The organism is Pseudomonas sp. LBUM1643, from assembly GCF_059716215.1.
Genome location: NZ_CP166813.1, coordinates 2,736,398 through 2,763,368 on the forward strand (window position 1 = coordinate 2,736,398; position 26,971 = coordinate 2,763,368).

General features: G+C 60.4%; 18 protein-coding genes. 14 read left to right on the top strand and 4 right to left on the bottom strand.

Annotated features, from left to right (window positions below; genetic code table 11):
- The first annotated feature begins 41 nt into the window (after window positions 1-41).
- From ACA063_RS12405 to ACA063_RS12460, 12 genes are all read left to right on the top strand, one after another.
- Entirely contained in the window at window positions 42-929 is an 888-nt protein-coding gene (locus tag ACA063_RS12405; protein ID WP_497666093.1) for an ABC transporter permease, read from the top strand.
- Window positions 926-2,584 (top strand): dipeptide ABC transporter ATP-binding protein, encoded by a 1,659-nt coding sequence (locus tag ACA063_RS12410; protein ID WP_497666094.1) that lies wholly within the window; start codon window positions 926-928, stop codon window positions 2,582-2,584. The genes ACA063_RS12405 and ACA063_RS12410 overlap by 4 nt, the downstream gene beginning before the upstream one ends.
- Window positions 2,585-2,612: 28 nt before the next feature.
- Window positions 2,613-4,031 (top strand): NtaA/DmoA family FMN-dependent monooxygenase, encoded by a 1,419-nt coding sequence (locus ACA063_RS12415; RefSeq protein ID WP_497666513.1) that lies wholly within the window; start codon window positions 2,613-2,615, stop codon window positions 4,029-4,031.
- A 424-nt stretch (window positions 4,032-4,455) separates the two neighbouring features.
- Window positions 4,456-6,141: an ABC transporter substrate-binding protein gene (locus tag ACA063_RS12420; protein WP_497666095.1), complete on the top strand. Its 1,686-nt coding sequence runs from the start codon at window positions 4,456-4,458 to the stop codon at window positions 6,139-6,141.
- Window positions 6,138-7,130, top strand: coding sequence for an ABC transporter permease (locus ACA063_RS12425; protein ID WP_497666096.1), 993 nt, complete (start codon window positions 6,138-6,140; stop codon window positions 7,128-7,130). Before ACA063_RS12420 ends, ACA063_RS12425 begins: the two co-directional genes overlap by 4 nt.
- Window positions 7,127-7,990: an ABC transporter permease gene (locus ACA063_RS12430; RefSeq protein WP_497666097.1), complete on the top strand. Its 864-nt coding sequence runs from the start codon at window positions 7,127-7,129 to the stop codon at window positions 7,988-7,990. The genes ACA063_RS12425 and ACA063_RS12430 overlap by 4 nt, the downstream gene beginning before the upstream one ends.
- A complete protein-coding gene (locus tag ACA063_RS12435) occupies window positions 7,987-9,699 on the top strand; it encodes a dipeptide ABC transporter ATP-binding protein (protein ID WP_497666098.1) in 1,713 nt (570 codons plus the stop codon). Before ACA063_RS12430 ends, ACA063_RS12435 begins: the two co-directional genes overlap by 4 nt.
- A gap of 26 nt (window positions 9,700-9,725) precedes the next feature.
- Complete coding sequence (locus tag ACA063_RS12440; RefSeq protein WP_497666099.1) at window positions 9,726-10,934, top strand: acyl-CoA dehydrogenase family protein; 1,209 nt, start codon at window positions 9,726-9,728, stop codon at window positions 10,932-10,934.
- Between the two features lie 150 nt (window positions 10,935-11,084).
- Window positions 11,085-12,449, top strand: coding sequence for an MFS transporter (locus ACA063_RS12445; RefSeq protein ID WP_497666514.1), 1,365 nt, complete (start codon window positions 11,085-11,087; stop codon window positions 12,447-12,449).
- Between the two features lie 95 nt (window positions 12,450-12,544).
- A complete protein-coding gene (locus ACA063_RS12450; protein ID WP_497666100.1) occupies window positions 12,545-14,371 on the top strand; it encodes an ABC transporter ATP-binding protein in 1,827 nt (608 codons plus the stop codon).
- A gap of 227 nt (window positions 14,372-14,598) precedes the next feature.
- Window positions 14,599-16,719, top strand: coding sequence for a TonB-dependent receptor family protein (locus ACA063_RS12455; protein WP_497666101.1), 2,121 nt, complete (start codon window positions 14,599-14,601; stop codon window positions 16,717-16,719).
- A 201-nt stretch (window positions 16,720-16,920) separates the two neighbouring features.
- A complete protein-coding gene (locus tag ACA063_RS12460) occupies window positions 16,921-18,822 on the top strand; it encodes a potassium transporter Kup (RefSeq protein ID WP_497666102.1) in 1,902 nt (633 codons plus the stop codon).
- Between the two features lie 86 nt (window positions 18,823-18,908).
- Here ACA063_RS12460 and ACA063_RS12465 read toward each other — a convergent pair whose 3' ends face one another.
- Both ACA063_RS12465 and ACA063_RS12470 read right to left on the bottom strand, forming a co-directional pair.
- Complete coding sequence (locus ACA063_RS12465) at window positions 18,909-19,859, bottom strand: magnesium transporter CorA family protein (RefSeq protein WP_497666103.1); 951 nt, start codon at window positions 19,857-19,859, stop codon at window positions 18,909-18,911.
- Between the two features lie 66 nt (window positions 19,860-19,925).
- Window positions 19,926-21,512, bottom strand: coding sequence for a RimK family ATP-grasp domain-containing protein (locus ACA063_RS12470; protein WP_497666104.1), 1,587 nt, complete (start codon window positions 21,510-21,512; stop codon window positions 19,926-19,928).
- A gap of 92 nt (window positions 21,513-21,604) precedes the next feature.
- On the opposite strand from ACA063_RS12470, the gene rimI reads away from it, so the two are divergent.
- Entirely contained in the window at window positions 21,605-22,741 is a 1,137-nt protein-coding gene (rimI, locus tag ACA063_RS12475) for a ribosomal protein S18-alanine N-acetyltransferase (RefSeq protein WP_497666105.1), read from the top strand.
- Window positions 22,742-22,774: 33 nt separating this feature from the next.
- On the opposite strand, the gene ACA063_RS12480 is transcribed toward rimI, so the two are convergent.
- Together ACA063_RS12480 and hisD are read right to left on the bottom strand one after the other, a co-directional pair.
- Window positions 22,775-24,166, bottom strand: coding sequence for a GntP family permease (locus ACA063_RS12480; protein WP_497666106.1), 1,392 nt, complete (start codon window positions 24,164-24,166; stop codon window positions 22,775-22,777).
- Window positions 24,167-24,286: 120 nt separating this feature from the next.
- Window positions 24,287-25,594 (bottom strand): histidinol dehydrogenase, encoded by a 1,308-nt coding sequence (hisD, locus tag ACA063_RS12485; RefSeq protein WP_497666107.1) that lies wholly within the window; start codon window positions 25,592-25,594, stop codon window positions 24,287-24,289.
- 216 nt (window positions 25,595-25,810) lie between these two features.
- On the opposite strand from hisD, the gene ACA063_RS12490 reads away from it, so the two are divergent.
- Window positions 25,811-26,884, top strand: a complete 1,074-nt coding sequence (locus ACA063_RS12490) for a LacI family DNA-binding transcriptional regulator (RefSeq protein WP_497666108.1) — start codon at window positions 25,811-25,813, stop codon at window positions 26,882-26,884.
- Window positions 26,885-26,971 lie beyond the last annotated feature (87 nt).

A 26,971-nucleotide genomic window follows, 5' to 3' on the forward strand; every position in this document is an offset into this window, starting at 1 on the left:
GACGTGCGGGGAATGATCGGGTTCGAAAAAAGGAGCGGTGAATGGCGCAGACAATTGGAACGGTGATGACAGGGCCGGTGGTGGGCGTAGGGGGGCATCGCCCATTGCGTCTTGCCGGCCTGGGACGGTTGCGACCCGGTTTGTTACTGGCCGGGGTGTTCGTGGCACTTTTGCTGCTGGCGGCGGCGTTTCCAGCGGCGCTCGCTCCGTATGACCCGCTCGATGCGTCGGCGCGATTGGCCTTTCAGCCGCCCGGCAGCGTTCACTGGCTGGGCACCGATGAAAATGGTCGGGATGTGCTCAGCCGTTTGATCCACGGGGTGCGTTCATCATTGTTCATGGGCCTGGCTGCAACAGCGCTGGGCCTGGCATGGGGCGCGTTGCTGGGGTTGTTGTCGGGCCTTGGACCGCGTTGGCTGGACGCCGCGCTGATGCGCGCCATTGATGTGCTGCTGGCGTTTCCCGACCTGTTGCTGGCGCTGGTCATCATCACGTTCTTCGGTCAGGGCACTGCCAACCTGATTCTCGCCGTGGGCATTGCTGGTGTTCCCCGTTATGCACGACTGGTGCGGGCGCAAACGCTCAATGTGCGTAACGCCGGTTATGTCGAAGCGGCGGTCACCCTCGGGCAATCCCATCTGGCGGTGGTGCTGCGGCACATCCTGCCGAATGCGTTCAAACCTGTGCTGATCCTCGCCACCATCGGCATCGGTGGGACCATTACGGCGGGCGCGGCCCTGAGTTTCCTGGGGTTTGGTGCGCCGCCTCCCGCGCCGGAGTGGGGCGGGATGATGGCCATCGGTCGCAGCTTCCTGGCCAACGCTCCGTGGCTGGTCGCCTGGCCGGCGCTGGTCATCACCCTCACCGTCGTCTCCATCAGCGCCATTGGCCGCGAACTGCTGCGTCGCAGCGAAGGAAAACCTCTATGAATGCGAATATTCAGACCCTGGGTCCGTTGGTTGATATCCGTGATTTGACGGTGCGTTTCGGCGCGGCCGAACCGGTGCTGCACGGGGTCAGTGTGCAGGTGCATCGCGGCGAATGCCTGGCGCTGGTGGGGGAGTCGGGGTCCGGCAAAAGCGTGACCGCGCGGACCCTCGCCGGGCTTACCGGCCGGGGTGCACAGGTGCAGGCGGCCAAGCTGGCGTTTCAAGGCATCGACCTGCGTCAGCTCAATGAGCGGCAATGGCAGCGGCTGCGCGGCGCGAGCATCGGATTTGTCATGCAGGACGCGCTGGGTGCACTGGACCCGTTGCGCCGCGTCGGTGCCGAAATCGAAGAGCCATTGCAGTTGCACACGCCGCTGGGCCTGGAAGCACGACGCTTGCGGGTACTGGAGCTGCTGCGCAATGTCGGCGTGCCCGAGCCGGAACTGCGGGCCAGCCAATACCCGTGGCAGTTGTCCGGTGGCTTGCGGCAACGGGCGTTGATCGCGTCCGCCATCGCCTGTAACCCACGGCTGATCATTGCCGATGAACCCACCACGGCACTGGACGCGACGGTGCAGGCACAGGTCATCGCCTTGCTGGAAAGCTTGCGCGGCGAGGACAACGCGCTGTTGATGGTCAGTCACGACCTGTCCGTGGTGTCGCGCCTGGCGGACCGTGTGGCGGTGATGCGTCATGGGGTCATCGTTGAGCAGGGGACGACCGAGCAGGTGTTGCAGGACCCGCGTCATCCGTACACCCAGTCGCTGCTGCGGGCTGCCAGGGCCGTGCATTTTCAACCGGCGCGCAGGCTGCTCAGCGCGGTCGAAACCGAGCCGGAGCCGGTGGGCGAGGTGTTGCTGGAGGCGCGCGGGCTGTCGAAGTCGTACGTCGGCCCGGACCACCGTAGTCGTGCCGTCCTGAACCAGGTGTCGTTGCAGCTTCGTCGCGGTGAAACCCTGGGCATCGTCGGTGAGTCAGGCTCCGGCAAAACCACGTTGACCCGATTGATTCTGGGGCTGGAAACGGCCGATGTCGGCGATGTCTGGATCACCGGGCAACGCTGGTCGACGATGGACGCCACGCAAAAGCGTCAGGCGCGGCGTGCGGTACAGGTGGTGTTCCAGGACCCGCTTAACTCTTTCGATCCGCGCTACACGGTGCAACGGGTGTTGTTCGAAGCGTTGGCGGTGGCGAGGTTGCCGCGCCGCGATTGGCGCAGCCGGGCGCTCGAATTGCTCGATCTGGTGCGACTGGACGCCAGTGTGCTGACGCGCCGGCCGATTGAACTCTCCGGCGGGCAGCGACAACGCATCGCCATTGCCCGGGCGCTGGCGTCCCAACCGGAAATCCTGATCTGTGATGAGCCGGTGTCGGCGCTGGATGTTTCGGTGCAAGCGCAGATTCTCGAACTGCTCGACGACCTCAAGCGTCGTCTCGGGCTGGCCTGCCTGTTCATTTCCCATGACCTGGGTGTGATCAATCACGTGAGTGATCGCGTGTTGGTCATGAAGGACGGCGTGGTGGTGGAATCCGGCTCGGTGCGCGCGGTGTTTGACCGTCCGGCGCATGCTTACACACGGGCATTGATCGATGCGATTCCGACACTCGAAACCGAGTACACGCCGCCCGCGTTCTTTCTGCAGTTGGCGATCTGAGGGTCTGGTTTGAAAAGGAGTATGGATGGTGCCCAAGCAACTGCACGTCAACCTGTTTGAAATGAACTGTGTGAGCCACATCGTCCACGGATTGTGGGTGCACCCGGAGAACAATCGGCACCGCTTCAACGATCTGGACTACTGGACCGAGCTGGCGCAGTTGCTGGAATACGGCACGTTCGACGGGGTGTTTCTCGCCGATGTGATCGGCACTTACGATCGCTTCCGGGACGGCCCGGAAACTGCCCTGCGTGAAGGCATGCAGATCCCCAGCAATGATCCGCTGCTGGTGATTCCGGCGATGGCGGCGGTGACCCGAAACCTGGGGTTCGGTGCGACGTTTTCCACGACCTACGAACCACCCTTCGCCTTTGCCCGGCGCATGAGCACCCTGGACCATCTGACCAAGGGCCGGGTGGGCTGGAACATCGTCACCTCGTACCTGCCAAATGCGGCGCGCAACTTTGGCCACGACACGGAGGTCGTTCATGACCACCGCTATGAGATCGCTGATGAGTACCTGGATGTGCTGTACAAATTATGGGAAGGCTCCTGGGACGATGATGCGGTGATTCAGGACCGCGAACGGCGCGTCTACACCGACCCGAGCAAGGTGCGTTACATCGATCACGTCGGCGAGCACTTCAAAGTGGCCGGACCGCATTTGTGCCAGCCTTCCCGGCAGCGCACGCCGGTGTTGTTCCAGGCCACGGGTTCGCCAGCCGGTATCGAATTCGCCGGACGGCACGCTGAAGTGGTGTTCACCGGGGGCGCCGACACGGCGGGTGTACGGGCCAATATCCAGGCCATGCGGCAGAAGGCGATTGCCCATGAGCGTGATCCGGTGGGGTTGAAGTTCATTGTCATGGCCGGTGTGATCGTTGGTCGCACCGATGAAGAAGTCAGTCAGAAGCTCGACAGCTATCGCCGGCTGATGAGCGTTGAAGCGTCGCTGGCCCATGCGCAGTCGGCGGTCGACCTCACAGCTTATCCCCGAGAGTGGCTGATCAGTGACTTGATCAGCCGCGAGGTCAAGGGCTGGCAAAGCTTGCAACGCTACAACCCGACTTCGACGGTGGGTACGGTGTTGGCGCAATTTTCGGGGTTCAATCAGGAGCGTTTTTTTGTCGCGGGGACGCCGAGTGTGGTGGCGGATGAAATCGAGAAATGGCTGGATGTGGATGGCATCGACGGGATCAACCTGCGTCAGTACCTTTCGTTTGAAACGGCGCGGGATTTCATTGAGTTGGTGATTCCTGAATTGCGTCGCCGTGGTCGTTTTCGTGAGCGTTACAACGACGGGGAAACCCTGCGGGAGCGGTTGTTCGGAGCCGGGCAGGCGCGTTTGCCGGCCGACCATTTCGGCGCCCGGTACCGCGATCCCGCGGCGCTTGGGCAGCCGGCGCTGCCATTGCGGTTTTCGGATACGGATAGGTCGACACGATAGAAATCGGTCGGCGCTCGGGCCGTCATCGCGGGCACGCCGAACCCTGTAGGAGCTGTCGAGTGAAACGAGGCTGCGATCCTTTGATCTTGCTTTACAAGCTAACGTCAAAAGATCGCAGCCTCGTTTCACTCGACAGCTCCTACAGGGGACTTGTTTTAGATCAGAACGATTGGCTGACACTCGTCGCCACCGTCGCACCTCCGGGCCAACCTCTGCGGCCTGCACTTCTGTCAGGCTGTCATCGTCTGAATGTCGCGCGAGCTCGTTCAGCCAACTGTTGCCTCACCAACACTCGCCGCACACATTGTTCTTTCTGACGCCGCGCAGCGCCCCATCCTCCACTCAACCCCCCGTGTTTGCTGCCGCAAAAAACCGGCATGCCTTGTGCAATAGCCCTGTTCCCGGACTATAGGCATCAGGACCCATGCGAGCACTTGCCCCTTATTTGCGACTTTACGGCAGCCGACCCAGGTCGCTGTTCAAGCACACGCCCATTGTCGGTATCGCTGCGATGTGCAGTCTGTTGATTGGCTGCGGTCAGGGCGAGTCCACGGTGACTCGCAGCGATCAACCGGTCAGCGGCGGGACGTTGGTGTACGCCACTGACCGCGAACCCACGTGCCTTGATCCGCATGTGGGCGGCGACATGCCGCAGGTTTTCGTCGCGCAGCAGTACCTCGATTCGCTTGTTTCCATGGACGAGGAGGGCCGTATCGGTCCTTGGCTGGCAGAGCGCTGGGAGGTGTCCGCCGATGGTCTGGCGTACACCTTCCATTTGCGCAATGACGTGCGCTTCACCGATGGCACGCCGTTCAATGCTGCCGCGGTCAAGGCCAATCTGGATCACATGGCCAACCCGAAAACCCAGTCCAGCACGGCCGGTGGCTACATTCGCCAATACCGCAGCACCGACGTGCTGGATGACTCTACGGCGGTGGTGCACCTGGCGACGCCGTATGCCGCGTTTCTGGAAGTGCTGGCGCAAGGATTTCTCGGCATCCAGTCGCCCACCGCGTTGACGCGCTCTCGTGACGTGAACTGTGAAAGTCCGGTGGGCAGCGGCCCGTTCAAGGTCGTGCGTTGGGATCGTCAGAGCCAGGTAGAACTGGTGCGCAACCCGGATTACAACTGGGCGCCGCCCACGGCCAAACATCAAGGGCCGGCCTGGCTGGACCGTATTGTCTGGAAATTCATTCAAGAACCGTCGGTGCGTTTTGCGTCGCTACAGGCCGGCGAAGTGGACGTGATCGAGGCCTTGCCGCCGGAATCCCACGAAGCTGCCCGACGCAATCCAGACCTCGCGTTGATCATCGCCCAGCGTCCGGGTAACCCCACCAATGGCACGCTGAACATCACTCGCGCGCCGTTCAATGACCTGAAAGTGCGCGAAGCCTTTGTGCGCAGCGCGGATGTCGAGGGCGCGTTGAAAAGCGTGTACTTCAATGAGTTCCCGCGTGCAGGTGGGCCGCTCAGTTCAGCCACGCGTTTCTACAGCCCGGACTTCCAGAGCGCCCAGGATTACCAACCCGCCAGAGCCGCGCGGCTGTTGGATGAAGCGGGCTGGACCACGCGCGATGCCGAAGGTTACCGGACCCGGGACGGCAAGCGTTTGCAGGTTCACGTGATCATGGGCAATCGCACGCCGCCCTCTGAGTACACCCTCTGGGAGCAGGTCCAGGCGACCACGCGTCAAACCGGCTTTGAGTTGATCGTCGAGCAAATGAGCGACGTGCAGAGCACCAAGCGTCAGGCCGACTGGGATTACGACATCCGGCTGGGTTACTGGAACACCAACACCGCCGACGTGCTGCGGATCATCTTCGGCGCTGATTTCATCAGTCCCGCTGGCGTCGGCGGCTATCACCAGAACACCGCCGGGTACACCGATCCCCAATTCGAAGGGCTCGTCCAGGGTGCCTTGACCACTCAGGACGCCGAGCAACGCCGAGCGCTGTATTACCAGGCGCAGCAGCTGGCTTCGAGTCAGTACCTGCAATTGACCACCTACCCGCAGAGTTCGCGGCTGGGTATCTACAAGACGACTCAGGGCGTGCGCCTGGAGCCTTCTCTGGCGGTGACGTACCTCTATGACGCATGGGTGAACAAATGACGAGTGAATCGTTGGTCAACGAACTTCCCAACCCACGGCGCGAGCGTCTGTCTCGTTTGGGGCAACGCGCGCTATGGCGTTTGTCGGGTGGCGTGCTGGTGTTGTGGGCGGTGGCGACACTGACGTTTTTCGCCTTGCGCCTGATGCCGGGTGATCCGGTGCTGGCCATTCTCGGCGGTCCGAGTGGCAACCCGACAGCCGAAACCATCGCCGAGGCCACCCGTGAATACGGTTTGGACAAACCCTTGGCGGTTCAGTACGCGCTGTACCTGGGCCGTCTGGTTCAGGGGGACCTGGGGGTTTCCTATTCCCAGCACTTGCCGGTGACCCGCGTGCTCGCGGAACAGTCCTGGCCCACCCTGGAGCTGACCCTGACCTCGCTGGTGCTCGCCTGGATACTGGTGCTGGCGCTGACCGTGCTGACGGCGGGTCGTCGGCGATGGGTGTCGAGCCTGGCATCGCTGGCAGAAACCCTATCGGCGGCTCTCCCGCATTTCTGGCTCGGGATCTTGCTGCTGGCGGTGTTCGCCTTCGGCCTGCGGCTGTTCCCGCCCGCCGGCAGTGATGGTTGGCGCACTTTGGTGTTGCCGTCGGTGGCGTTGGCGATCCCGTTGGCCGGATTCATCGCACAGGTCACCCGTGAGTCCCTCGAACTGACCCTGGATCAACCCTTTGTGTTGACCGCCCGAACCCGTGGGCTGAGTGACACGGCGGTGCGTTTCAAACACGCGCTGCGCCACGCCGTATTGCCCGGCATCTCGTTGTCCGGCTGGGCGATTGGCGCCCTCATCAGTGGCGCCGTGGTGATTGAAGTGATCTTTTCCCGCAAGGGGCTTGGCCGTCAGTTGTACCAGGCGGTGCAGGCACAGGACCTGCCGCTGACCATCGGCATTAGCCTGGTGGTCGCCGCCGGGTACGTGCTGGCAAACATCCTCGTCGATCTGCTGTACCTCTGGGTCGACCCACGACAACAGGAGCACGCGGCATGAGTGAACTCCTCCTCGACACACCGCTGCCCGGCATCCGGGTTCAACGCACACCGCGCAAGTGGCGCCTTGGTCCTTTACTGGCCGTCAGCTTTCTTGCGTTTCTGATCATCGCAGCAGTGTTGCCGCAACTCTTCGCCCACAGCGATCCGTTGGCGATCGTTCCGCACGACGCTTTTCATCCACCAGGCTGGGCGCATTGGTTCGGCACTGATCAGTCCGGGCGCGACATCTTTTCCCGGGTGATCTACGGCACACGCCAATCGCTGTTCATCGGCCTGGCCGCCACGGCCTTGGCGATGTCGATTGCGATTGTGCTGGGATTGCTCGGCGGCCTGGGAGGCGCTTACCTGGACCGGGGCGTTGGCTGGTTGCTGGAAATTCTCTTCGCCTTCCCAAGCCTGATCCTCGCGCTGCTGTTCGTCGCGGTGTTTGGCAGCGGCATTGGTCCATTGATTGTCGCCACCGGATTGGGCGGTGCGCCTGGCTACGCGCGGATGGTGCGCGGCCAGGTGTTGGCGGTGCGCAACGCCGGCTATATCGAATCGGCAAAAGCCCTCGGCCATCCACCGCTGCGGATCATTACCCGCCAGCTTCTGCCCAACGCCATGCGCCCGCTGATCGTCACGCTGACCATGGGCGTTGGCCAGGCCATCGTATGGGCTTCGGCCTTGAGCTTTCTGGGTCTGGGTGCCCGTCCGCCCGCGCCGGAGTGGGGGACGATGCTCTCGATGGGGCGTGATTTCATTGCCAACGCCTGGTGGCTGACGTTTTTCCCAGGGCTGTTCATCGTCCTGACCACGCTGTCGACCACGGTCGCTGGCCGTTACCTGCAACAACGCCTGGAGGGCCGTCTCGCATGAGCGATAAACAGTTGATCGTCGAAGGCCTGTCCATCGAATTCGCAGGCCAGTCGGTGGTGCGCAACCTGTCGTTCACCCTCGCGCCGGGCAAGACCCTGGCGCTGGTGGGGGAGTCCGGTTCCGGCAAGAGCGTCACCGCCCGCAGCCTGATCGGTCTGGCGGGTGCCGGCGCGCGAGTGACCGCGCGCACCCTCAGTTACGGCGGACAGGATTTGCTCAGCTTGTCCGAACGCGGTTGGCGCGGCTTGCGCGGCAAGGGCATCGGTTTTGTGTTGCAGGATGCCCTGGTGTCGCTCGACCCATTGCGCCCGGTGGGCAAGGAAATCCTCGAAGTGCTCCAGACCCACGACTGGGGTGACCGCCGCAGTCGCCCGGAACGGGTCATCGAACTACTGGAAAAGGTCGGCGTGCCCGAGCCTCGGTTACGGGCCCGTCAACGTCCCGATCAACTGTCCGGCGGCCTGCGCCAACGCGCGCTGATCGCCAGTGCGCTGGCGCTGAGCCCCGGCCTGGTCATCGCGGACGAACCGACCACGGCCCTGGATGCCACGGTGCAGGCGCAAATTCTGCAAGTGCTGCAAGAAATCAAGGCACGGGGCGACTCGCTGCTGATCATCAGCCACGACCTGGCCGTGGTCGCGCAACTGGCCGATGAGGTGCTGGTGCTGCGCCACGGCGAAGTGGTCGAGCAAGGGCCGATGGACCAGGTGTTGCGTCATCCGCGCCATCCCTACACCCGAGCGTTGCTTGATGCGGTGCCCGCCGAGCATGCCCGGGGCACGCGCCTGTCGCCGGAGCGCAACACCGTAGTCGCGCCACCACGGCCCGGTGCGGACTCGCCGGTGGTGCTGAAGGCAACGCAACTGGGTAAACGTTACGTCGGCCCCGATCAGCAATCGCGTCAGGTGGTGGATGACGTCAGCTTTGAGCTGCGGGCCGGGCGCACGCTGGGGATCGTCGGCGAATCAGGATCGGGCAAAACCACGGTGGCCCGTATCGTCCTTGGCCTGCTGGAACCGGACGCCGGCCAGGTGCAGTTTCTCGATCAGCCCTGGTCAGGCGCCGGTCACGCACGCGTGCAGGAAAAGCACCGGCGGCTGTACCGACGGGACATCAGCGTGATTTATCAGGACCCTCTCAGTTCGTTCGACCCACGCTGGAGCGTCGGGCAGATTCTCGCCGATGCGCTGGACGTCGCCGGCATCGCGCCAGACCAACAGCCCGCACGGATCGCGCAACTGTTGGATCAAGTGCGTCTGCCCAAAGAGCTGGCGGTTCGACGGCCTTTGCAGCTGTCGGGCGGACAGCGTCAGCGCGTCGCTATTGCCCGGGCCATCGCGAGCAATCCTAAAGTCATTATCTGTGACGAACCGGTCTCGGCGCTGGATGTGTCGGTTCAGGCCCAGGTGCTGGACCTGCTGGCCGATCTGCAAGCGACCCTGGGGCTGGCGTATCTGTTCATCTCTCACGACCTGGGGGTGATCCGCCACGTCAGCGATGACGTGCTGGTGATGCGCCACGGCAAGGTCGTTGAAAGCGCCACGGTCGAGACGCTTTTTGAAAACCCGCAGCACGAGTACACCCGTCGACTGCTGGGGGCGGTGCCGCGTTTGCCGAGCGCCGAGACAACCCTGGTCGTGCCGCCGCTGGAACCGGAAGACGCGGCGTGGCTGTTTGATGAATCCCGGCTTTGGAAAATCGCCATTTAAGTTCGACCTTTGAACAAGGAACTGCCATGACTACGTTGACTGCTGTACCCAAGACACCGGTTGCTTCGGTGGAAGAACTCAATGCCCGTGCCGACCGTTTGTTGCCGCAGATCGCCGCAGGCGCGGCGCAACGTGAGCGTGATCGGCAATTGCCTTATGAGGCCGTGGCGCAGATCGCTCAGGCGGGTTTGTTCACCGTGCGGATCCCGACCCGCTTCGGGGGCGCCGGGGGTTCGGTCAAGGATGCGATTGCGTTGTTGATTCGAATCGCCTCGGCCGACTCCAATGTGGCCCAGGCACTGCGCCCTGGTTTCGGGTTTATCGAAGGGCTGCTGGCGTCACGCGCCGACGGGGCGGAGGGCGAACGTGAGCGCTGGTTCGAGCGTTATCTGCAGGGTGCTGTGGTCGGGAATGCCGGGTGGGAAGTGGGCGGTGCAAACGGTTCGATCAGCGCGCGGATCGTGCGTGACGGAGATCACTACCGCGCCACCGGCAGCAAGTATTACAGCACCGGATCGTTGTACGCGGACTGGGTCAGCGCCGTCGCCCTGGACGAGAACGAGCAACCGGTGTCGTTCATTCTTCCCCGTGATCGCAAGGGGCTGGAGTTGCTCGACGACTTCGACGCGATGGGCCAGCGCCTGACCGCCAGCGGCACCACCCATTTGCATGACGTGGAGGTGAAGGCCGACGAGATTCGCACGCGCACCGTGGAGGAGGGCAAGCGCACCATCGTCACGCCGTTTCTTCAAGTGTTCCTCGCGGCCGTGCAGGCGGGTATCGCGCGCAACGCGTTGAATGATGCGGTCGCGTTTGCCAATGATCATGCGCGCCCGATCAAGCACAGCACGGCCACGCGGTCGGTTGACGACCCTTATGTAGAACTCAGTGTCGGCGATATTTCGGCCCGCGCGTTCACGGCGGAAGCGGTGGTGTTGCGGGCTGCCGAAGCCATCGACCGGGCCTGGGCGGTCGACCTCGATCCGCAGGCCGTGGATCAGGCGGCGGTCGATGTCGCGCAGGCGCAATACATCGCGGCCGAGTCTGCGCTCAAGGCGGCAGAGCTGGTATTTGACGTGGGCGGCGCCTCTACAACAGGTCGTGCGCACAACCTGGACCGTCACTGGCGCAACGCGCGCACCGTGGCCAACCACAATCCTCGGCACTGGAAAGCGGCCGCCGTGGGTGCCTGGCAACTCAAAGGGACGCCGCCACCGACCTCGGGATTGTTTTGAGCATGGGCCGGACTGTGCGTCGAATGGGCGCCTCTATCAGGCGGATGACCCGAGGGCTTCATGGGCGCGACTGAACGCATCGATACGCTTGAACGGGTCGCCCTTCAACCTGTCAGCCCGGTGGCGGGCGCCAGCCTGCGCCGGGTGCCGATGATCATCGGCTGTGCCCTGTTCATGGAACTGATCGACGCCACGGCGGTGCTCACGGCGTTGCCGCAGATGGCCCGTGATTTCGGTGAGCCCAGCGTGCGCATGAACCTGGTGGTGTCGCTGTATTTGCTGGCGGTGGCGCTGTTCGTCCCGGTCAGTGGCTGGGCGGCGGATCGCTTCGGGCCTCGGCGTGTGTTCGTCAGTGCGATCGTGCTGTTCACCCTCGCATCGGTGGCCTGCGCCTGTTCGGGCTCGCTGTTGCAACTGTCGCTGGCGCGCATGGCGCAAGGGGCGGCCGGCGCAATGATGGTGCCGGTCGGACAGGTGATTCTGTTGCGCTGGTCGGCGCGGGAGAACCTATTGCGCGCGATGTCCTACCTGACGATTCCGGCGCTGATCGGGCCGGTTTTGGGGCCGCCTTTGGGCGGTTTGCTGGTGACCCTGTTGTCGTGGCACTGGATCTTCCTGATCAATGTGCCGATCGGCATATTGGGCATCGCGCTGGTGGTGCGCTACATCCCCGATTACCCCGGTTCGCGCGGGCGGCCACTGGACGTCCCCGGCCTTTTGCTCAGCGCGGTCGGCCTCGGCGGTCTGGTGTTTGGTTTCGAGGCATTCGGTCACGGCTTGCTGGCGCGGCAGTGGGCGATGCTGCTGATTGCGTTGGGGGTATCGAGTGCGTGGTTGTACGTCAGGCATGCCCGGCGTTCGGCGCATCCGCTGATTGATTTCTCCTTGCTGCGCATCCCGACCTTCGGGGTGAGTTTCTGGGGCGGCAACCTGATGCGTATCGGCAGTGCCTCCCAGCCATTTCTGTTGGTGCTGCTGTTCCAGTTGTGCTTTGGCCTGAACCCACTGGAAGCCGGTCTGTTGAGTTTTGCAGGCGGGGCAGGTGCGTTCCTGATGAAGTTGCTGGCGGTGCGAATCGTCAGCCGGTTCGGCTTCAGGCGCACGTTGATCGGCAATGCCGTGCTGACGGGGCTGACGATCATTGCCTGCGGGATGTTCGAAGTGTCCACCCCATACTGGATCGTCGTGCTGGTGTTGTTCGGCAGCGGCATCATCCGTTCGCTGCAGTTCAGCACGCTGGGCGCCTTGACCTATGCCGATGTGCCGCCGGAGCAGTCCAGCCGGGCAAGCAGCCTGTCGGCGATGACCATCCAGCTGACGATGAGTTTGTCAGTGGGCATCGCCGCTGCGTTGCTGAGCCTGATCATGTCCCTGCGCGGGCATGCCAGTCTCGAGCAAAGCGATGTGGCGCTGGTCATGGTGTTCGGTGGGGCGATGTGTGCCTTGTCAGGATTGGTGTTTCGCCGGCTTTCGCCATCGGCGGGTTCGGCCGTGTACGCCGGGCGTTCCGGCTGATCCGTTGTTTTTAGCTATTGAACCGGGCACCTCGTGTGCCCCTTTTTGCCTGAAAGCTGCGCGGCCACAGGCGTCATTCAGGAATGCCATCCGTCATGACCTCGTCTTTTTCACCTTTCACGCCCCGTGACCGCCGGCTGCACAACTGGAACGTCCAGCATTTGCCGGCCACGCCGGGTGCGTTCGTGCGTTTTTTTATCGGCAACTTCAAAGGCTGGTACGTGGCGATCCTGTTGCTGCAGATCGCTGCGGTGGTGTGCACCATCCTCATTCCGTGGGGGCTGGGCCAGATCACGCGCACGGTCAGCAACGGGCTGGAGGCCGAGCGCGCATTCGAGGTGCTGCAGTGGCCGTTGACCCTGTTCGGCGCTTTGCTGGTGCTGGAAGTGCTGTTTACCCGAGCTGCTGCGGGTTGCCACATTCACGTCTTGCCGTTGCAGCGGCGCACGGTCACGCATGTGGTCTTCGCCTACCTGCAGCAGCACTCGCATCGTTTCATCAGCAACGAATTTGCCGGCGCCCTGGCGCACCGGGTGTCCGAGATTGCGCTCGGGGTCAATCAGACCCTGAGCATCCTGCTGTTCGATCTCATCCCGCTGCTGGTCACGCTGAGCCTGGCCACGGTGTTGCTGTGGACGGCCTCGCCGCTGCTGGCGATGTTCATGGCGGGTTGGTCACTGCTGTTCATTGCCGTGTGTTATCTGCTGGCGCGCCGCAGCCATCCTCTGGCCCAACAATACTCGGCAGCGCGCAGCACCAGTTCGGGCAAAGTCGTCGACGCCGTGTCCAACCTCGCCAACATCCGCTTGTTTGCCCGTCATGCGTTCGAGCACAGCTATCTGGGCACGTTTCTGGACAAGGAAGTGGCCGCGGCGTATCGCTCGCTGGGGTACATGGAGAAGATCCGCTGGTTTCAAACCGGTTGTGGCGTGGTCCTCAAACTGGGGCTGTTGCTGGTGGCGCTGTACTTGTGGCGCACGCAGCGCATCGACATCGCCGCGTTTGTCATGTCGACCAGCCTCTCGCTGTTGATCATCAGCGACGTGGGGAATCTGTCCCGGCGTTTTCTGGAATTCTTCGAGGCGACCGGGAACATTGCCAACGGCGTGCGCACGCTGATTCGTCCGCACGAAGTGATTGACCGGCCCGGTGCGTCAGCCTTGCAGGTCAAGCGTGGCGATATCGAGTTTCGCGACGTTGGCTTCAGCTACGGTTCTGACCAGCCGATTTTCAGCCGCCTGAATATTGTGATTCCGGCGGGACAGAAAGTCGGGCTGGTGGGCTCTTCGGGGTCGGGTAAGTCGACCCTGCTCAATCTGCTGCTGCGCTTGTATGACGTGCAGCAGGGGGCGGTGCTGATTGACGGCGTGGATGTGCGCGATGCGACGCAACATTCGCTGCACCAGCAGATCGGCCTGATCCCGCAAGAGCCTGGCCTGTTCCACCGCAGCATTCGCGAGAACATTCATTACGGGCGCCTGGATGCCTCGATGGATGAGGTGGCCGAAGCGATCCATCGCGCGGGCGCCAGCGAGTTCATCGACAGTATGGAAGACGGTTATGAGTCGCTGGTGGGGGAGCGCGGCGTGAAGTTGTCGGGTGGTCAACGGCAACGGATTGCTATCGCGCGTGTGCTTCTGAAGAACGCGCCGATCCTGGTCATGGACGAGGCCACTTCAAGCCTGGACTCGATCACCGAGCGTTTCATTCAAGACAAACTGGACGAAATCATGGAAGACAAGACGGTGGTAGTGGTCGCACATCGGCTGTCCACCGTCGCCCATCTGGACCGCATTCTGGTGTTCGATAACGGCCGGGTGATCGAGGATGGCAGCCATGAGGAACTGCTGCGTCAGGGTGGGCAATATTCACGCCTGTGGAGTCGTCAGTTCAGTGCGGCTTTCGATGAAGCGGTGGTGTGATTTGATGGGGCGGCTGCTTTGGTTGCTCAAACGGACGTCTTCAAGACGTCAAGTGTTGTGAGCGAAACAGCCCTTCAGCAATGTGCACCGCTGCACCGCGATATAGGCTCGTATTTACCTGTTTTTACTGCGTTTTCTGCTGGCACGAACCCTGCAAAAGCTGAGGTGAGAGCGCGACTATACACATAGATGCTCCAACCATTAATCAGGCCAGGAGTATCGAAACGATGTGGCAGAAGTTTGAAGCACGCGCTCTGGGGCTGGACCCGTTCAAGACGGCATCCAGCCTGGGCATTCTGATGATGCTGGTTCAGGGCACTTGCGCGGCGGCTCAAGCGCAGCCGACAGGTCAGGACCCGACATTGGCCACGGTGGTGGTCACCGGAGCCCAGGCCACCGAGGTTCAGAAAGCTCAACGACAGCTGGAAAAAGTGGCGGGGCAGACCGCTGTGGTGGACAACCGGGAAATCGAACGCGGTCGGGCTGCCAATGCCGAGGACGTGCTGGCCTTGCAGCCGGGGGTGTTTGCCCAGGCCACCAGCGGGTCCGGCGCCAACAAGATTTCGATCCGTGGCTCGGGGCTCAATACGTTCTATCAAGGCTACGTGCTGGGGATCAAATTCCTGTTTGACGGGCTGCCGCTGACAGGGCCGGGCGGTACGCAGGAGGACATGCTCGACATGGCGTCGGTGGACCACACCGAAGTGCTGTACGGCGCCAACGCCTTCAACTATTCAGCGCTGTCACTGGGCGGCGCCATCAACTTCGTCAGCAAGACCGGTCGCACCGATCCGGGCAATTACGCGCGCTTCGAAGTCGGCAGTTTCGGCTATCGCAAGCAGCAATTGAGTACCGGCGGGGTGGTCGATAACAGCGACTACTACGTCAGTATTTTGCACAACGAGCGGGACGGTTATCAGGACAACACGCCCAACGAAGGGCAGGGCATCGTGGCCAACTTCGGGCATGTGTTCAACCCCAAGCTGGAAACGCGTTTTTTTGTGCGCTATCGCGAAGAGACGCTCACCCAGGGCAATACGCTGACCAAGTACCAGATCAAGCATGACCCAAAGAGCAACAACGTCCCGACCGGTCGACAGAAGGATGGATCGACCCTGCTGGGCAGCAAGACTACGTACACCTTCGACGACAATGCAAAGCTGGAAGTCGGCCTGGGTTATAACGATTACCCCTTGTACAACGGCTGGCGGTACTCCGCGACGCCCCAGGATTGGCGATCCAAGGACATCAACCTGACCCTGCGCTACCTGCGTACCGGCGATACATTCCTCGGTTTGCCCAGCGACAGCAACGTGACCTTCAGCAATACCCGCGCGTACCTGGCGGATGTGAAATCTCACGCCAAGGGCACCGACACCAAGCTGCAGGAAACCAACTACACGGGCTCGCGCGATACCGTGTTCTCTTTGGGCAACGAGCTGCAATTCGGCGAACGTACCTGGCTGTCCACCGGCCTGTCGTTTATCGATATCAAGCGCAAGGCGGAGATCGAATACACCACGGGCACCAACACCACGGCGTTTCCCAACGGGGTCGAGTACAACGAGCACGACATCGCCCCGCGCATCGGCTTGCGTTACCAGCTGACCCCGGAATTTGAAGTGTTCGGCAACGTCAGCCGCTCGATTGATCCGCCTGTGACCTGGCAGTTGGGCAGCACCGGGACGCCTTACATTCGTGATGTGCGGCCGCAGAAAGGCAACACGGTGGAGTTCGGTATTCGCGGCGGGCACGGCATTTTCGATGGCAGCCTGACGGTTTACCGCTCGTGGATTCAGAAAGAGCTTCTCTCGATCGTGGTGCGTCAGGCAACGGCCACGCAAGATCAACTGGTGGCCACGTCCAACGGCAGCGGGACCATTCACCAAGGGATCGAAGCGGGGCTGAATGCGCAGCTTTGGGAAGGTCAGAATGGCGACACGGTGACGTTGCGCCAGGCGTACACCTTCAACGATTTCCACTACCGGGACGACGACACGTTCGGCGGCAACGAGCTGCCAAGCTTGCCGCGCGAGGTCTATCAGGCCGAGCTTCAATATCGGCAAACCACTGGCTTTTACGCGCAACTGAATGCACGCGCCGCTTCCAGCTATTACGTCGATTTTGCCAACACCCTCAGCGCGCCGTCTTACACGATCTGGGGCGCAAAAGTGGGCTATGAAGCCCCGAGTAAAAAGTGGGAAGTGTTTCTGGACGCCCGTAACCTGACCAACGAGCGCTATGCCACGGCGGCAAACACTGCGTACGACGCCAAAGGTAACGACTCGGCGAACTTCTATCCGGGTGATGCTTTCAACGTCACCACGGGGGTGGCATTTCGCTTTTAGGTGAACGGGCCCAAAAAATTTACGCTTTTTTTACGGTCGATTCTGTTACTCGCAACGATACTGGCCGGCAAAATTGACAGTACTTTTAGTGTCCAGAAACGTGCCCTTGTCTCTGAATCAAAAAGCTATTTCAATAAAATCCACAATGGCCTTGAATCTCAAGGAATGCGTTTTCGGCCCTCTATACGCGAGATGTAGAAAGTGAGTGAAGCAGCGACCCTTGCCACTGAAGAGACCCATCGCAAAACGTCAGCGGCAGGACTGCTCGTCGCTGCCGTCGGGGTGGTGTACGGGGACATCGGCACCAGCCCCCTGTACACGCTCAAGGAAGTGTTTTCCGGCCATTACGGCGTCCAGGCCAACCACGACGGGGTGCTGGGTATTCTGTCGTTAATCTTCTGGTCATTGATCTGGGTGGTCTCGATCAAGTATGTGCTGTTCATTCTTCGCGCCAACAACCAGGGTGAAGGCGGGATCATGGCGCTGACGGCGTTGGCCCGGCGGGCGGCCGCGCCTTACCCGTACATGAGTAAGGTACTGGTTCTGCTTGGCCTGTTTGGTGCGGCGCTTTTTTACGGGGACAGCATGATCACCCCGGCGATTTCAGTGCTTTCTGCGGTTGAAGGACTGCAGCTGGCGTTTGACGGAATAGAGCACTGGGTTGTGCCCTTGTCCGTGATCGTGCTGGTGGCGCTGTTCTTGATACAGAAGCACGGCACGGCTCGCATCGGCATCCTGTTCGGCCCAGTGATGGTGCTGTGGTTTGTAGTGTTAGGCGCGCTGGGGATCCATGGCATTTTGCAGCGACCGGAAGTACTGCATGCGCTCAATCCATACTGGGGAGCGCATTTTTTTATCGCTCATCCGGGAATCGGTGTGGCGATTTTGGGTGCCGTCGTGTTGGCATTGACTGGTGCTGAAGCGCTGTATGCCGACATGGGCCACTTCGGTCGCAAGCCGATTTCTCGCGCCTGGTTCATCCTGGTGTTACCAGGGCTGGTACTCAACTATTTTGGCCAGGGAGCCTTGATCCTGGAAAATCCGGAGGCGGTGCGCAATCCGTTCTATCTGCTTGCGCCTGGCTGGGCACTGCTGCCGATGGTCGCGCTCTCCACCCTGGCGACCATCATCGCGTCCCAAGCCGTGATCTCGGGTGCTTTCTCCCTGACTCGTCAGGCGATCCAGCTTGGGTATGTCCCTCGCATGTTTATTCAGCACACCTCCAGTCAGGAGCAGGGACAGATTTACATCGGTACGGTTAACTGGGCGCTGATGGTTGGTGTCGTGCTGCTGGTGATCGGTTTCGAATCGTCCAGTGCGTTGGCCGCCGCCTATGGGGTCGCCGTGACAGGAACCATGTTGATCACCACGCTCCTGTCCTCGGCGGTCGTCCTGCTGCTATGGAAAACGCCGCGCTGGCTGGCCATCCCGATGCTGTTGGGTTTTCTACTGGTAGACACCCTGTACTTTGCGGCCAATGCACCAAAAATCTTCCAGGGCGGTGCGTTCCCTGTGATCGCTGGCATTGGCTTGTTCATTTTGATGACCACCTGGAAGCGGGGCCGAAAGATTATTGTCGAGCGGCTGGACGAAACTGCGCTTCCTCTACCCCTGTTCATCGGTAGCATCCGGACGCAGCCTCCTCATCGGGTGCAAGGGACGGCGGTTTTTCTGACGGCCAGGGCCGATGCTGTTCCTCATGCACTGCTGCACAACCTGCTGCATAACCAGGTTTTGCATGAGCAAGTGGTATTGCTCACCGTGGTGTCTGAAGACAGCCCTCGCGTGAGTGCTGAACGGCGGTTCGAGGTTGAAGCCTATGGTGAAGGCTTCTTCCGGGTCAGTCTGCATTTTGGTTTTATCGAGGAGCCCGATGTTCCTCAGGCATTGAGTCTCTGCCACCTGGCTGAGCTGGATTTCAGTCCGATGCGCACCACCTATTTCTTGAGCCGGGAAACGGTCATCCCGACCAAACGCATTGGCATGGCCCGCTGGCGAGAAAGCCTGTTCGCGTTTTTGCTCAAGAATGCCAACAGTAACCTGAAGTACTTCAAGTTGCCGTTGAATCGGGTGATAGAGCTGGGCACACAGGTTGAGATGTAAAGCGTCATCGGGTATCCAGCGGGGCTCATGGGCGGCGGCGCGAGAAGGTTGAAGCTGCCGCGTTGCCTGTGCAGCACCTCAAGCGTTCAATGCGGGCCATTCATGCCAGATGAACCCCGGGTCAGACGCTTGAGCGCAACGACCATCAGGCCTCCTGCAAGCAGCATTCCCGTGAGAAAAAGCGGATACGCCACCCACCACGGAACGGCCGAGGTCATCATGCTGAACTCGGACATGCCGCCGATGCTGGCGATCAGGTTGAGCGGCAGGAAAACCACATTGATCAGGGTCAGTTTGCGCAGCAGGTTGTTCATGGTGTTGTTCATCAAATTGCCGCGCGCATCGATCAGGCCGGCGAACACCCTGGAGTAGATTTCCGCCTGTTTGTTGCACTGGGTGTTTTCGATGATCAGATCGTCGATCAGCGCGATCGCCTCGGCGCTGAAGTGCTCTTTTTCTGCGTGGTTGCGCAACCGGGTCAGGACAGCACCATTGCTGTGAATCGCGTTGATGTAATAGATCAGGCTTTCGCTGAGGTTGAACATCTGGATCAGATGCCGATTCTCCATCGAGGTGTTGAACTTCTGCTGCAGTTCCCGAGCCACCATCTTGATCACCTTGAGGTGACCGAGGTAGTGGTGGAGGTTGTTGAACAGCATGTCCAGCAGCACATCCAGCGGCGTGTGCAAGGGGTGCCGTTCCCCCAGTCCGCTCAGTTGGGAGTCGTCGGTCGCAATGACGAGCAAGCGTGTTTTGGAGAACAACAGACCGAATGACGACACCTCAAACGTCAGGCTTTCTGCGCCTGAGTAACTTTCCGGACGCTTCCAGATCAGGAACAGATTATCCGGGTGGAACTCGATGCGTGAGACCTCGTCCGGATCCAGTGCCGAAGCCAGCGCGTGATCGTCCAGTTTGAAATCGCTGCGCAGCAGATCCCGTTCGGCGATGTCGGGATTGCTGAACAACATCACCTCGCCATTGAGGTGTTCGACCGGTAGCAACGCCCCATCGGCGAGTTGAAAAGGCTTGATCACATCTGGCCTCTGGCGTTATCGACTGGGAAAGTCAGGGTTTTGCAGGATGCGTGTCGAATAACGCATTCACCAGGCCTGGCCGCGACGTTTGAGTTCCAGGCGCCGGACGAACTCTTCCAGTACCAGTGAATACAAATCGTCCTGCAGGTAAGCGTCTTCGGTGCCGGCGTCCATGTTCGGGTTGTCGTTGACCTCGATCACCACCACCTTGTCGCCGGATTGCTTCAGGTCGACGCCATACAAACCATCACCAATGAGGTTGGCGGTCTTCACCGCCAGTTCGACCACCGCTCGCGGCGCCTCGTGGACCGCCAGGGTGCGGCATTCGCCGTTGATGTCCTGGCCCTTGGCTTTGTGGTTGTAGATCTGCCAATGACCTTTGGACATGAAGTACTGGCAGGCGAAAATCGGCTTGCGGTTGAGCACGCCGATGCGCCAGTCGTACTCGGTGTAAAAGAACTCCTGAGCCAGCAACAGCACCGAGTGTTCGAACAGCTCACAGGTGGCTTCCAGCAATGCTTGCTGGCTTTCGACCTTGATCACGCCACGGGAGAAACAACCATCGGGAATTTTCAGAACCAAGGGGAAGCCCAGGCGTTCACCGACTCGCTCGAAGTCTTCCGGTCGTTCCTTGTACAGAATCTCGGTGGCTGGCATGCCCAATTGGTGGCTTTTGAGCAGATCGGTCAGGTACACCTTGTTGGTACAGCGCAGGATTGAAGTGGGATCGTCCATCACCACCAGACCTTCACTTTCCGCCTTCTTGGCGAAGCGGTAGGTATGGTTATCCACGCTGGTGGTTTCGCGAATCAGCAGGGCGTCATACTCGGCGATTCGTGAGTAGTCTTTCTTTTCGATCAGATCGACATCGATACCCAGGCTTTTGCCGACCCGGATAAAACTCTCGAGTGCCTTTGCGTTGGAAGGCGGCAGCGCTTCTTGCGGGTCATGCAAAATGGCCAGGTCGTAGCGGGCCACGCGTGGTGAACGCGGCATTCGCCAGATCTTGCGACTGAAACTGTCCAGCGAGTTGGCGAATTGATCTTCCTGGTCGTCGCGCAATTTTTGCAAAACGCCGGACCTTATTCCCTCGATGCGCCAACTCGTGCTTTTACGGAACTCAATCAAGAGTATCGGACACGGGAATGTTTCGAATATTTGTCGCGCCAGTTCTTGCAACGGTTCAAGGTTGGTTTTACCGAAGTAAAGTGTCAGCGTGAATCCTTCGGTATTGCTGTAAAGGTGGTTGTTAAGTGCTTTGTCGAGTGCTTTGTCCAAATCATCCAGTGCCAGGCCATACAATGACTTTCGGGTCAGCTCACTGATAGTCCTTACTGATGGAATAACTTTATGGCCGCGGGCTTCCGCCAACAGTGAACAGTAATAGCCATGCCCGAGATACTTGTAGCTCCGGCACAGGTTAATCACCTGGACACGCTTGCCAATCTCGCTTTCAGGGGATTGCTCGAGGTACTCCTGGGCACTCATCACGTCTTCCGAAGGGGAGTAGGAAGCCCAGTCTTCTTTTCGTTCGACAATAATAACCACTTGGCTGGTTCTTCGAGGTTCGCCCGATAAATAAGTTGGGTTTGATATTGCTGTTAAGCGATTTTGCTCTGATACTTTGCGCAAGTAACCCTGTGCCGCTGACATAAGAGAAGGTCCGTTGGATAACAAGTCCTTATCTATTAAGCACGAAATTTCAAGGAAGTCTCGTTTCGTTACGCAACTTTTACGGCGGTTATATGAACCTGGTATTTCGCAACGCGACACACGATGATCTGGAGTCCCTGCTGGCGCTGGAAAACCAGTGCTTTACCTGCGATCGACTGACGCCGCGCAGTTTTCAGTGGATGATCAGCCGAGCCCATGCCAGCCTGATCGTTGCGCAAGCCGGCAGTCAACTGGTGGGCTACTGCCTGGTCCTGTTTCACCGTGGCACCTCCCTGGCGCGTCTGTACTCAATTGCTATCGCCACCCACAGTCGTGGCCTCGGGCTGGGAAAACGGCTGTTGGATCAGGCGGAGGATTGTGCTCGCGCACACGACTGTGCCTACCTGCGACTGGAAGTCCGACCGGATAATCCCGTCGCCATCAGTCTTTATGAGCGCAATGGATACCGACGCTTCGCTGTGGTTCACGACTACTACGAAGACCATGTGGATGCGCTGCGTCTGGAGAAGCGCATTCTGCAACATCGGGAAAGTCGAGAATTCCAGGTGCCTTATTACCAACAGACCACTGAATTTACCTGCGGCCCCGCTTGCCTCTTGATGGCCATGAGCGCACTGCAGCCAGATCGCATGATCGAGCGTAGGGACGAACTGCAAATCTGGCGTGAAGCCACGACGGTGTTCATGACGTCGGGGCACGGCGGTTGCAGTCCCCAAGGGTTGGCACTGGCGGCCTGGCGCCGTGGGTTTCGCGTACGCCTGCAAGTCAGTGTCACAGGACCGCTGTTTCTCGACGGCGTGCGCGACGAACATAAAAAAGAAGTCATGCGCCTGGTACACGAAGCGTTCTGCAGCGAGCTTTCGCACAGTGATGTGGAGCAGGTCAGCAGCAACCAGCTGGATCTGGCCCAGACGCTCAAGGCTGGCGGTCAACCCTTGGTGCTGATCAGCAGCTACCGACTGACGCGCTCAAAAGCCCCGCACTGGGTCATGGTCACTGACTATGATGAAGACTTCGTCTACCTGCATGACCCGGACATTGACCACAGTCAGCACCGACAGGCACTCGACTGCCAGCACCTTCCTGTCAGTCACAAGGCGTTCGACAAGATGTGTGCTTTCGGCGGCAACAAGTTGCGCGCCTCCGTGACGCTCTACGCACGCGAGCAGCCCCAGGCCTCCAGGGAAATGGGGGGAACGGCAACCTGAGGCTGCCGTTGTCTGTTGCCTGATCACATCCGGTCAGACGATCCCGGTCAGGTAATAGACGCCGATCACGAAAAACGCCGCGAGTATCTTGAAGATTGTCATGCCGAAAATGTCCTTGTAGGCCTGACGATGGGTCAACCCGGTCACCGCCAGCAAGGTAATCACGGCGCCGTTGTGGGGCAGGGTATCCATGCCTCCAGCGGCCATGGCCGCCACGCGGTGCATGACTTCCAGCGGGATGTGCGCTGCGTTGGCGGAGGCGATGAAGGTGTCTGACATGGCAGCAAGCGCAATGCTCATGCCGCCCGATGAAGACCCGGTGATCCCGGCCAGCAGGTTGATGGTGATGGCTTGGTTGACCAGGGGATTGGGAATGACCTTTAGCGCTTCAACCACGGCGACGAAGCCAGGCAACGCCGCAATAACGGCACCGAAACCGTATTCGGACGCGGTATTGAGGGTCGCAAGCATCGCGCCGCTGACGGCGGTGCGGCTACCTTCGGCCAGTTTGCGCACGATGGTCCGGTAGCTGAACACAAAAACGGTGACGATCCCGACCAGCAACGCTGCCTGCACCGACCAGATGGCGATCATCTTGGACACTTGGGTCTGGATGGGCGCCTTCAAGCCTGGCAGGTCGATTTCATAGAGGCTGCCATACCACTGTGGAATCCAGTGCGTGAACGCCAGGTTCATCACACCGACCAACACCAGGGGCAACAGCGCCACCAGCGGGTGGGGCAGGGCGATGTCCTGCGGTGTCTCCGGTTCATTGCGCAGATCGGTTCCGTAGCCTTCACCCGCACGTTGGGCTTTACGCCGCTGACGCTCGAGGTAGAGCATGCCGCCGATCAGCACGAACAACGAACCGATTACGCCCAACCAGGGGGCTGCCCAGGAAGTGGTGCCGAAAAACGTGGTCGGGATGATGTTCTGGATCTGCGGCGAACCGGGCAACGCATCCATGGTGAAGGTGAACGCGCCGAGGGCGATGGTCGCGGGCATGAGCCGCTTGGGAATGTTGCTTTGCCGGAACATTTCGGCCGCAAAGGGATAAACCGCGAACACCACCACAAACAGCGAAACGCCACCGTAGGTGAGCAGCGCGCAGACAAGGACAATCACCAGCATGGCCTGGCTGCTGCCCAGCACGTGAATGACGGATCTGACGATCGAACGGGAAAAACCGGACAGCTCGATCAGTTTGCCGAATACGGCGCCGAGCAAAAATACGGGGAAGTAGAGTTTGATGAAGCCGACCATCTTGTCCATGAAAATATCACTGAACGCAGGGGCAACCGCGCTGGGATCAGTGAGTAAAACGGCACCGAGTGCAGCAAGCGGCGCGAAGATAATGACGCTGTATCCCCGATAGGCAGCGAGCATTAACGCGAACAGCGCCAACAGGGCGATGATGACACTCATGGGATGTCCTTTGTGGCTGGGCCTGAAGCGCAGGGGTGGCGAGCGACGGGCTGCGCATTGGCTGTGATTTTTTGTTGTGGGGCCGCGCACGTGTCGCGGCCCTTTTTAGCCAGGCTGTTCTTACTCTGCGATACCGGCGTACGGCACATCCTTGTGACCGTAGCGACGGACGCGGATGTTGGCCTGTTCGCCGTGTCCGGAGAATCCTTCCAGCGCACACAGGCGTGAGCAGTACTCACCAATGAGCGCCGACGCTTCGTCAGTCATGACCTTTTGATAGGTGCAGGTCTTGATGAACTTGCCGACCCACAGGCCGCCCGTGTAACGCGCGGCTTTCTTGGTGGGCAGGGTATGGTTGGTGCCGATGGCCTTGTCGCCATAAGAGACGTTGGTGCGCGGCCCGAGGAACAGCGCGCCGTAGTTGCGCATGTTTTTCAGGAAGAAGTCCGGGTCATGGGTCATGACTTGTACGTGCTCGAACGCCAGGTCATTGGCGATGGCGAGCATTTCCTGTTCGTCTTGCGCCACGATGACTTCGCCAAAGCTTTCCCAGGCCTGACGGGCAATACCCGCAGTCGGCAGAATCTTCAGCAGACGCTCGATCTCGGCCATGGTCTCGCGCGCCAGTTTTTCCGACGTCGTCAGCAAGATTGCAGGCGAATCAGGGCCGTGTTCGGCTTGACCCAGCAAGTCGGTGGCGCAGATTTCACCGTCGACAGTTTCGTCGGCGATCACCAGCGTTTCGGTAGGGCCGGCGAACAAGTCGATGCCGACGCGGCCGAACAGTTGGCGTTTGGCTTCGGCGACAAACGCGTTGCCCGGGCCGACCAGCATATCGACCGGCGCAATCGATCTGGTGCCCAGGGCCATGGCGCCGATTGCCTGAATCCCGCCCAGGCAGTAGATCTCATCGGCGCCCGCCATGTGCTGCGCGGCAACAATTGCCGGAGCCGGCTTGCCATGGAAGGGTGGGGCGCAGGTGATGATGCGTGGCACGCCAGCCACCTTGGCCGTGATCACCGACATGTGCGCCGAAGCCAGCAGCGGGTATTTGCCCCCTGGCACATAGCAACCCGCCGCGTTGACTGGAATGTTTTTGTGGCCGAGGACGACGCCCGGCAGCGTTTCGACTTCCAGATCGCGCAGGCTATTGCGTTGGTGCTGGGCAAAATTGCGCACCTGGGTCTGGGCAAACTCGATGTCGGATATGTCGCGTTTGGTCAGCTGCGCCATGCATGCATCGATCTCGGCGCTGGTGAGACGGTAATCCTCACGGTCAAGGTTATCGAAGCGGATAGAGAGGTCTCGAATCGCGGCGTCGCCACGTTCTTCGATATCGGCGAGGGTCTTTTCGACGGTGTCACGCACTTCGCGGGCGGCCGATTTGATGACCGATGCTTCCGCACCTTTTTTGAGCCAGGTTGCCATGGGATGAATTCCTGAGTGTTGTTGTTTTTGGTATTGCATACGTATGCAATGTGCGACAATCCTAAGCCATTCCCGAGGAAGATGAAAAGGGGGCGGCGAAAAAAGACCGGAAATTTTTCAGGACAGGCTCAAGCGTCTGCGCGAAGAATCGGCAGGCAGCACACGCTGCAGTCAATGGCAGGTATGATCGGCATTTCGACTTTGGGCTGTGACGTAATGGCTGATTCCAATGACCAATCCCGGCATCCGATAACGGCTCACGATGTGGCCAGGTTGGCGGGTGTTTCCCAGTCTGCGGTCTCGCGAACCTTTACCAAGGGCGCCAGTGTTTCTCCAAAGACGCGACAGAAAGTCGAGGACGCGGCGACGGCCTTGGGTTATCGCCCGAACCAGTGGGCACGCTCGTTGATCAAGCGCCGCTCCAATCTGATCGGCGTGGTCGCGCCCAGTATGGAAAACCCGTTTTACTCAGCGGTGCTGGAGGCCTTGTCGGCGGCCTTCGAAGAGCTGGGTTATCGCGTGTTGCTGTTCTCCACCGCCAACCATGAAGACTCCGACCCGGTGCTCGAAGAAGTGCTGGGTTACCGCGTCGAGGCGCTGGTCCTGGTCTCGGCGAGCCTGTCTTCTCGGTTTGCCCAGGAATGCAAACAGAATGGTTTGCCTGTGGTGCTGCTTAACCGTAGAAATGACAGCACCAGTATCTCCAGCGTGACCAGTGACAACGCGCAGGGCAGCATGGAAATCGCGCAGTTTCTGGTGGCGGGTCGTCATCGTCAGCTGGCGTACATCGCCGGTAAGGAAAGCTCTTCGACCAGTCGCGACCGGGAAATCGGGTTTGTGGAGGCCCTGCAACGTCTCGGTCATCCTGCGCCGCAACGCGAAACGGGTCATTACACGTTTGACGGTGCAATGGACGCCACTCGCCGACTGCTGTCGAGCGCCCAGCCACCTGATGGCATTTTTTGCGCTAACGACATCATGGCGTTGGGCGCCATCAATGTCGCACGCGAGGAGTTCGGGCTAAAGCCGGGCCACGAAATTTCAATCGTCGGTTTCGATGACATTACCCTGGCCGCCTGGCCGGTTTTTTCGCTGACCACGTACGTTCAACCGGTTGCCGACATGGTCAGTCGCGCGGTCGGTATCATTTGCGCGCAACTGGAGAATCCCGATACGCCTGCGATTCAGGAGGTCGTTCGAGGGCAGTTGATCGTGCGCAACAGCTCGAAAATTCCGGCGGTGGGCGTCAAGCAGAAACCTGATTGCCGGGTATGGCAACCGCACGAGTAGGCTTCAAGTACCCGTCGAATCCGGCCAGGAATACACCGATGCCTCAACGCCGCTCGACCGTGATTGCTTTGCTGGTAGCCGTCACAT

What these genes read in the sequence shown, in the direction of transcription:
- ACA063_RS12405 (WP_497666093.1), top strand. Translation starts at nt 42, where the DNA reads ATGGCGCAGACAATTGGAACGGTGATGACAGGGCCGGTGGTGGGCGTA.
- ACA063_RS12410 (WP_497666094.1), top strand. Translation starts at nt 926, where the DNA reads ATGAATGCGAATATTCAGACCCTGGGTCCGTTGGTTGATATCCGTGAT.
- ACA063_RS12420 (WP_497666095.1), top strand. Translation starts at nt 4,456, where the DNA reads ATGCGAGCACTTGCCCCTTATTTGCGACTTTACGGCAGCCGACCCAGG.
- ACA063_RS12425 (WP_497666096.1), top strand. Translation starts at nt 6,138, where the DNA reads ATGACGAGTGAATCGTTGGTCAACGAACTTCCCAACCCACGGCGCGAG.
- ACA063_RS12430 (WP_497666097.1), top strand. Translation starts at nt 7,127, where the DNA reads ATGAGTGAACTCCTCCTCGACACACCGCTGCCCGGCATCCGGGTTCAA.
- ACA063_RS12435 (WP_497666098.1), top strand. Translation starts at nt 7,987, where the DNA reads ATGAGCGATAAACAGTTGATCGTCGAAGGCCTGTCCATCGAATTCGCA.
- ACA063_RS12440 (WP_497666099.1), top strand. Translation starts at nt 9,726, where the DNA reads ATGACTACGTTGACTGCTGTACCCAAGACACCGGTTGCTTCGGTGGAA.
- ACA063_RS12445 (WP_497666514.1), top strand. Translation starts at nt 11,085, where the DNA reads ATGATCATCGGCTGTGCCCTGTTCATGGAACTGATCGACGCCACGGCG.
- ACA063_RS12450 (WP_497666100.1), top strand. Translation starts at nt 12,545, where the DNA reads ATGACCTCGTCTTTTTCACCTTTCACGCCCCGTGACCGCCGGCTGCAC.
- ACA063_RS12455 (WP_497666101.1), top strand. Translation starts at nt 14,599, where the DNA reads ATGTGGCAGAAGTTTGAAGCACGCGCTCTGGGGCTGGACCCGTTCAAG.
- ACA063_RS12470 (WP_497666104.1), bottom strand. Translation starts at nt 21,512, where the DNA reads ATGTCAGCGGCACAGGGTTACTTGCGCAAAGTATCAGAGCAAAATCGC.
- rimI (WP_497666105.1), top strand. Translation starts at nt 21,605, where the DNA reads ATGAACCTGGTATTTCGCAACGCGACACACGATGATCTGGAGTCCCTG.
- ACA063_RS12480 (WP_497666106.1), bottom strand. Translation starts at nt 24,166, where the DNA reads ATGAGTGTCATCATCGCCCTGTTGGCGCTGTTCGCGTTAATGCTCGCT.
- hisD (WP_497666107.1), bottom strand. Translation starts at nt 25,594, where the DNA reads ATGGCAACCTGGCTCAAAAAAGGTGCGGAAGCATCGGTCATCAAATCG.
- ACA063_RS12490 (WP_497666108.1), top strand. Translation starts at nt 25,811, where the DNA reads ATGGCTGATTCCAATGACCAATCCCGGCATCCGATAACGGCTCACGAT.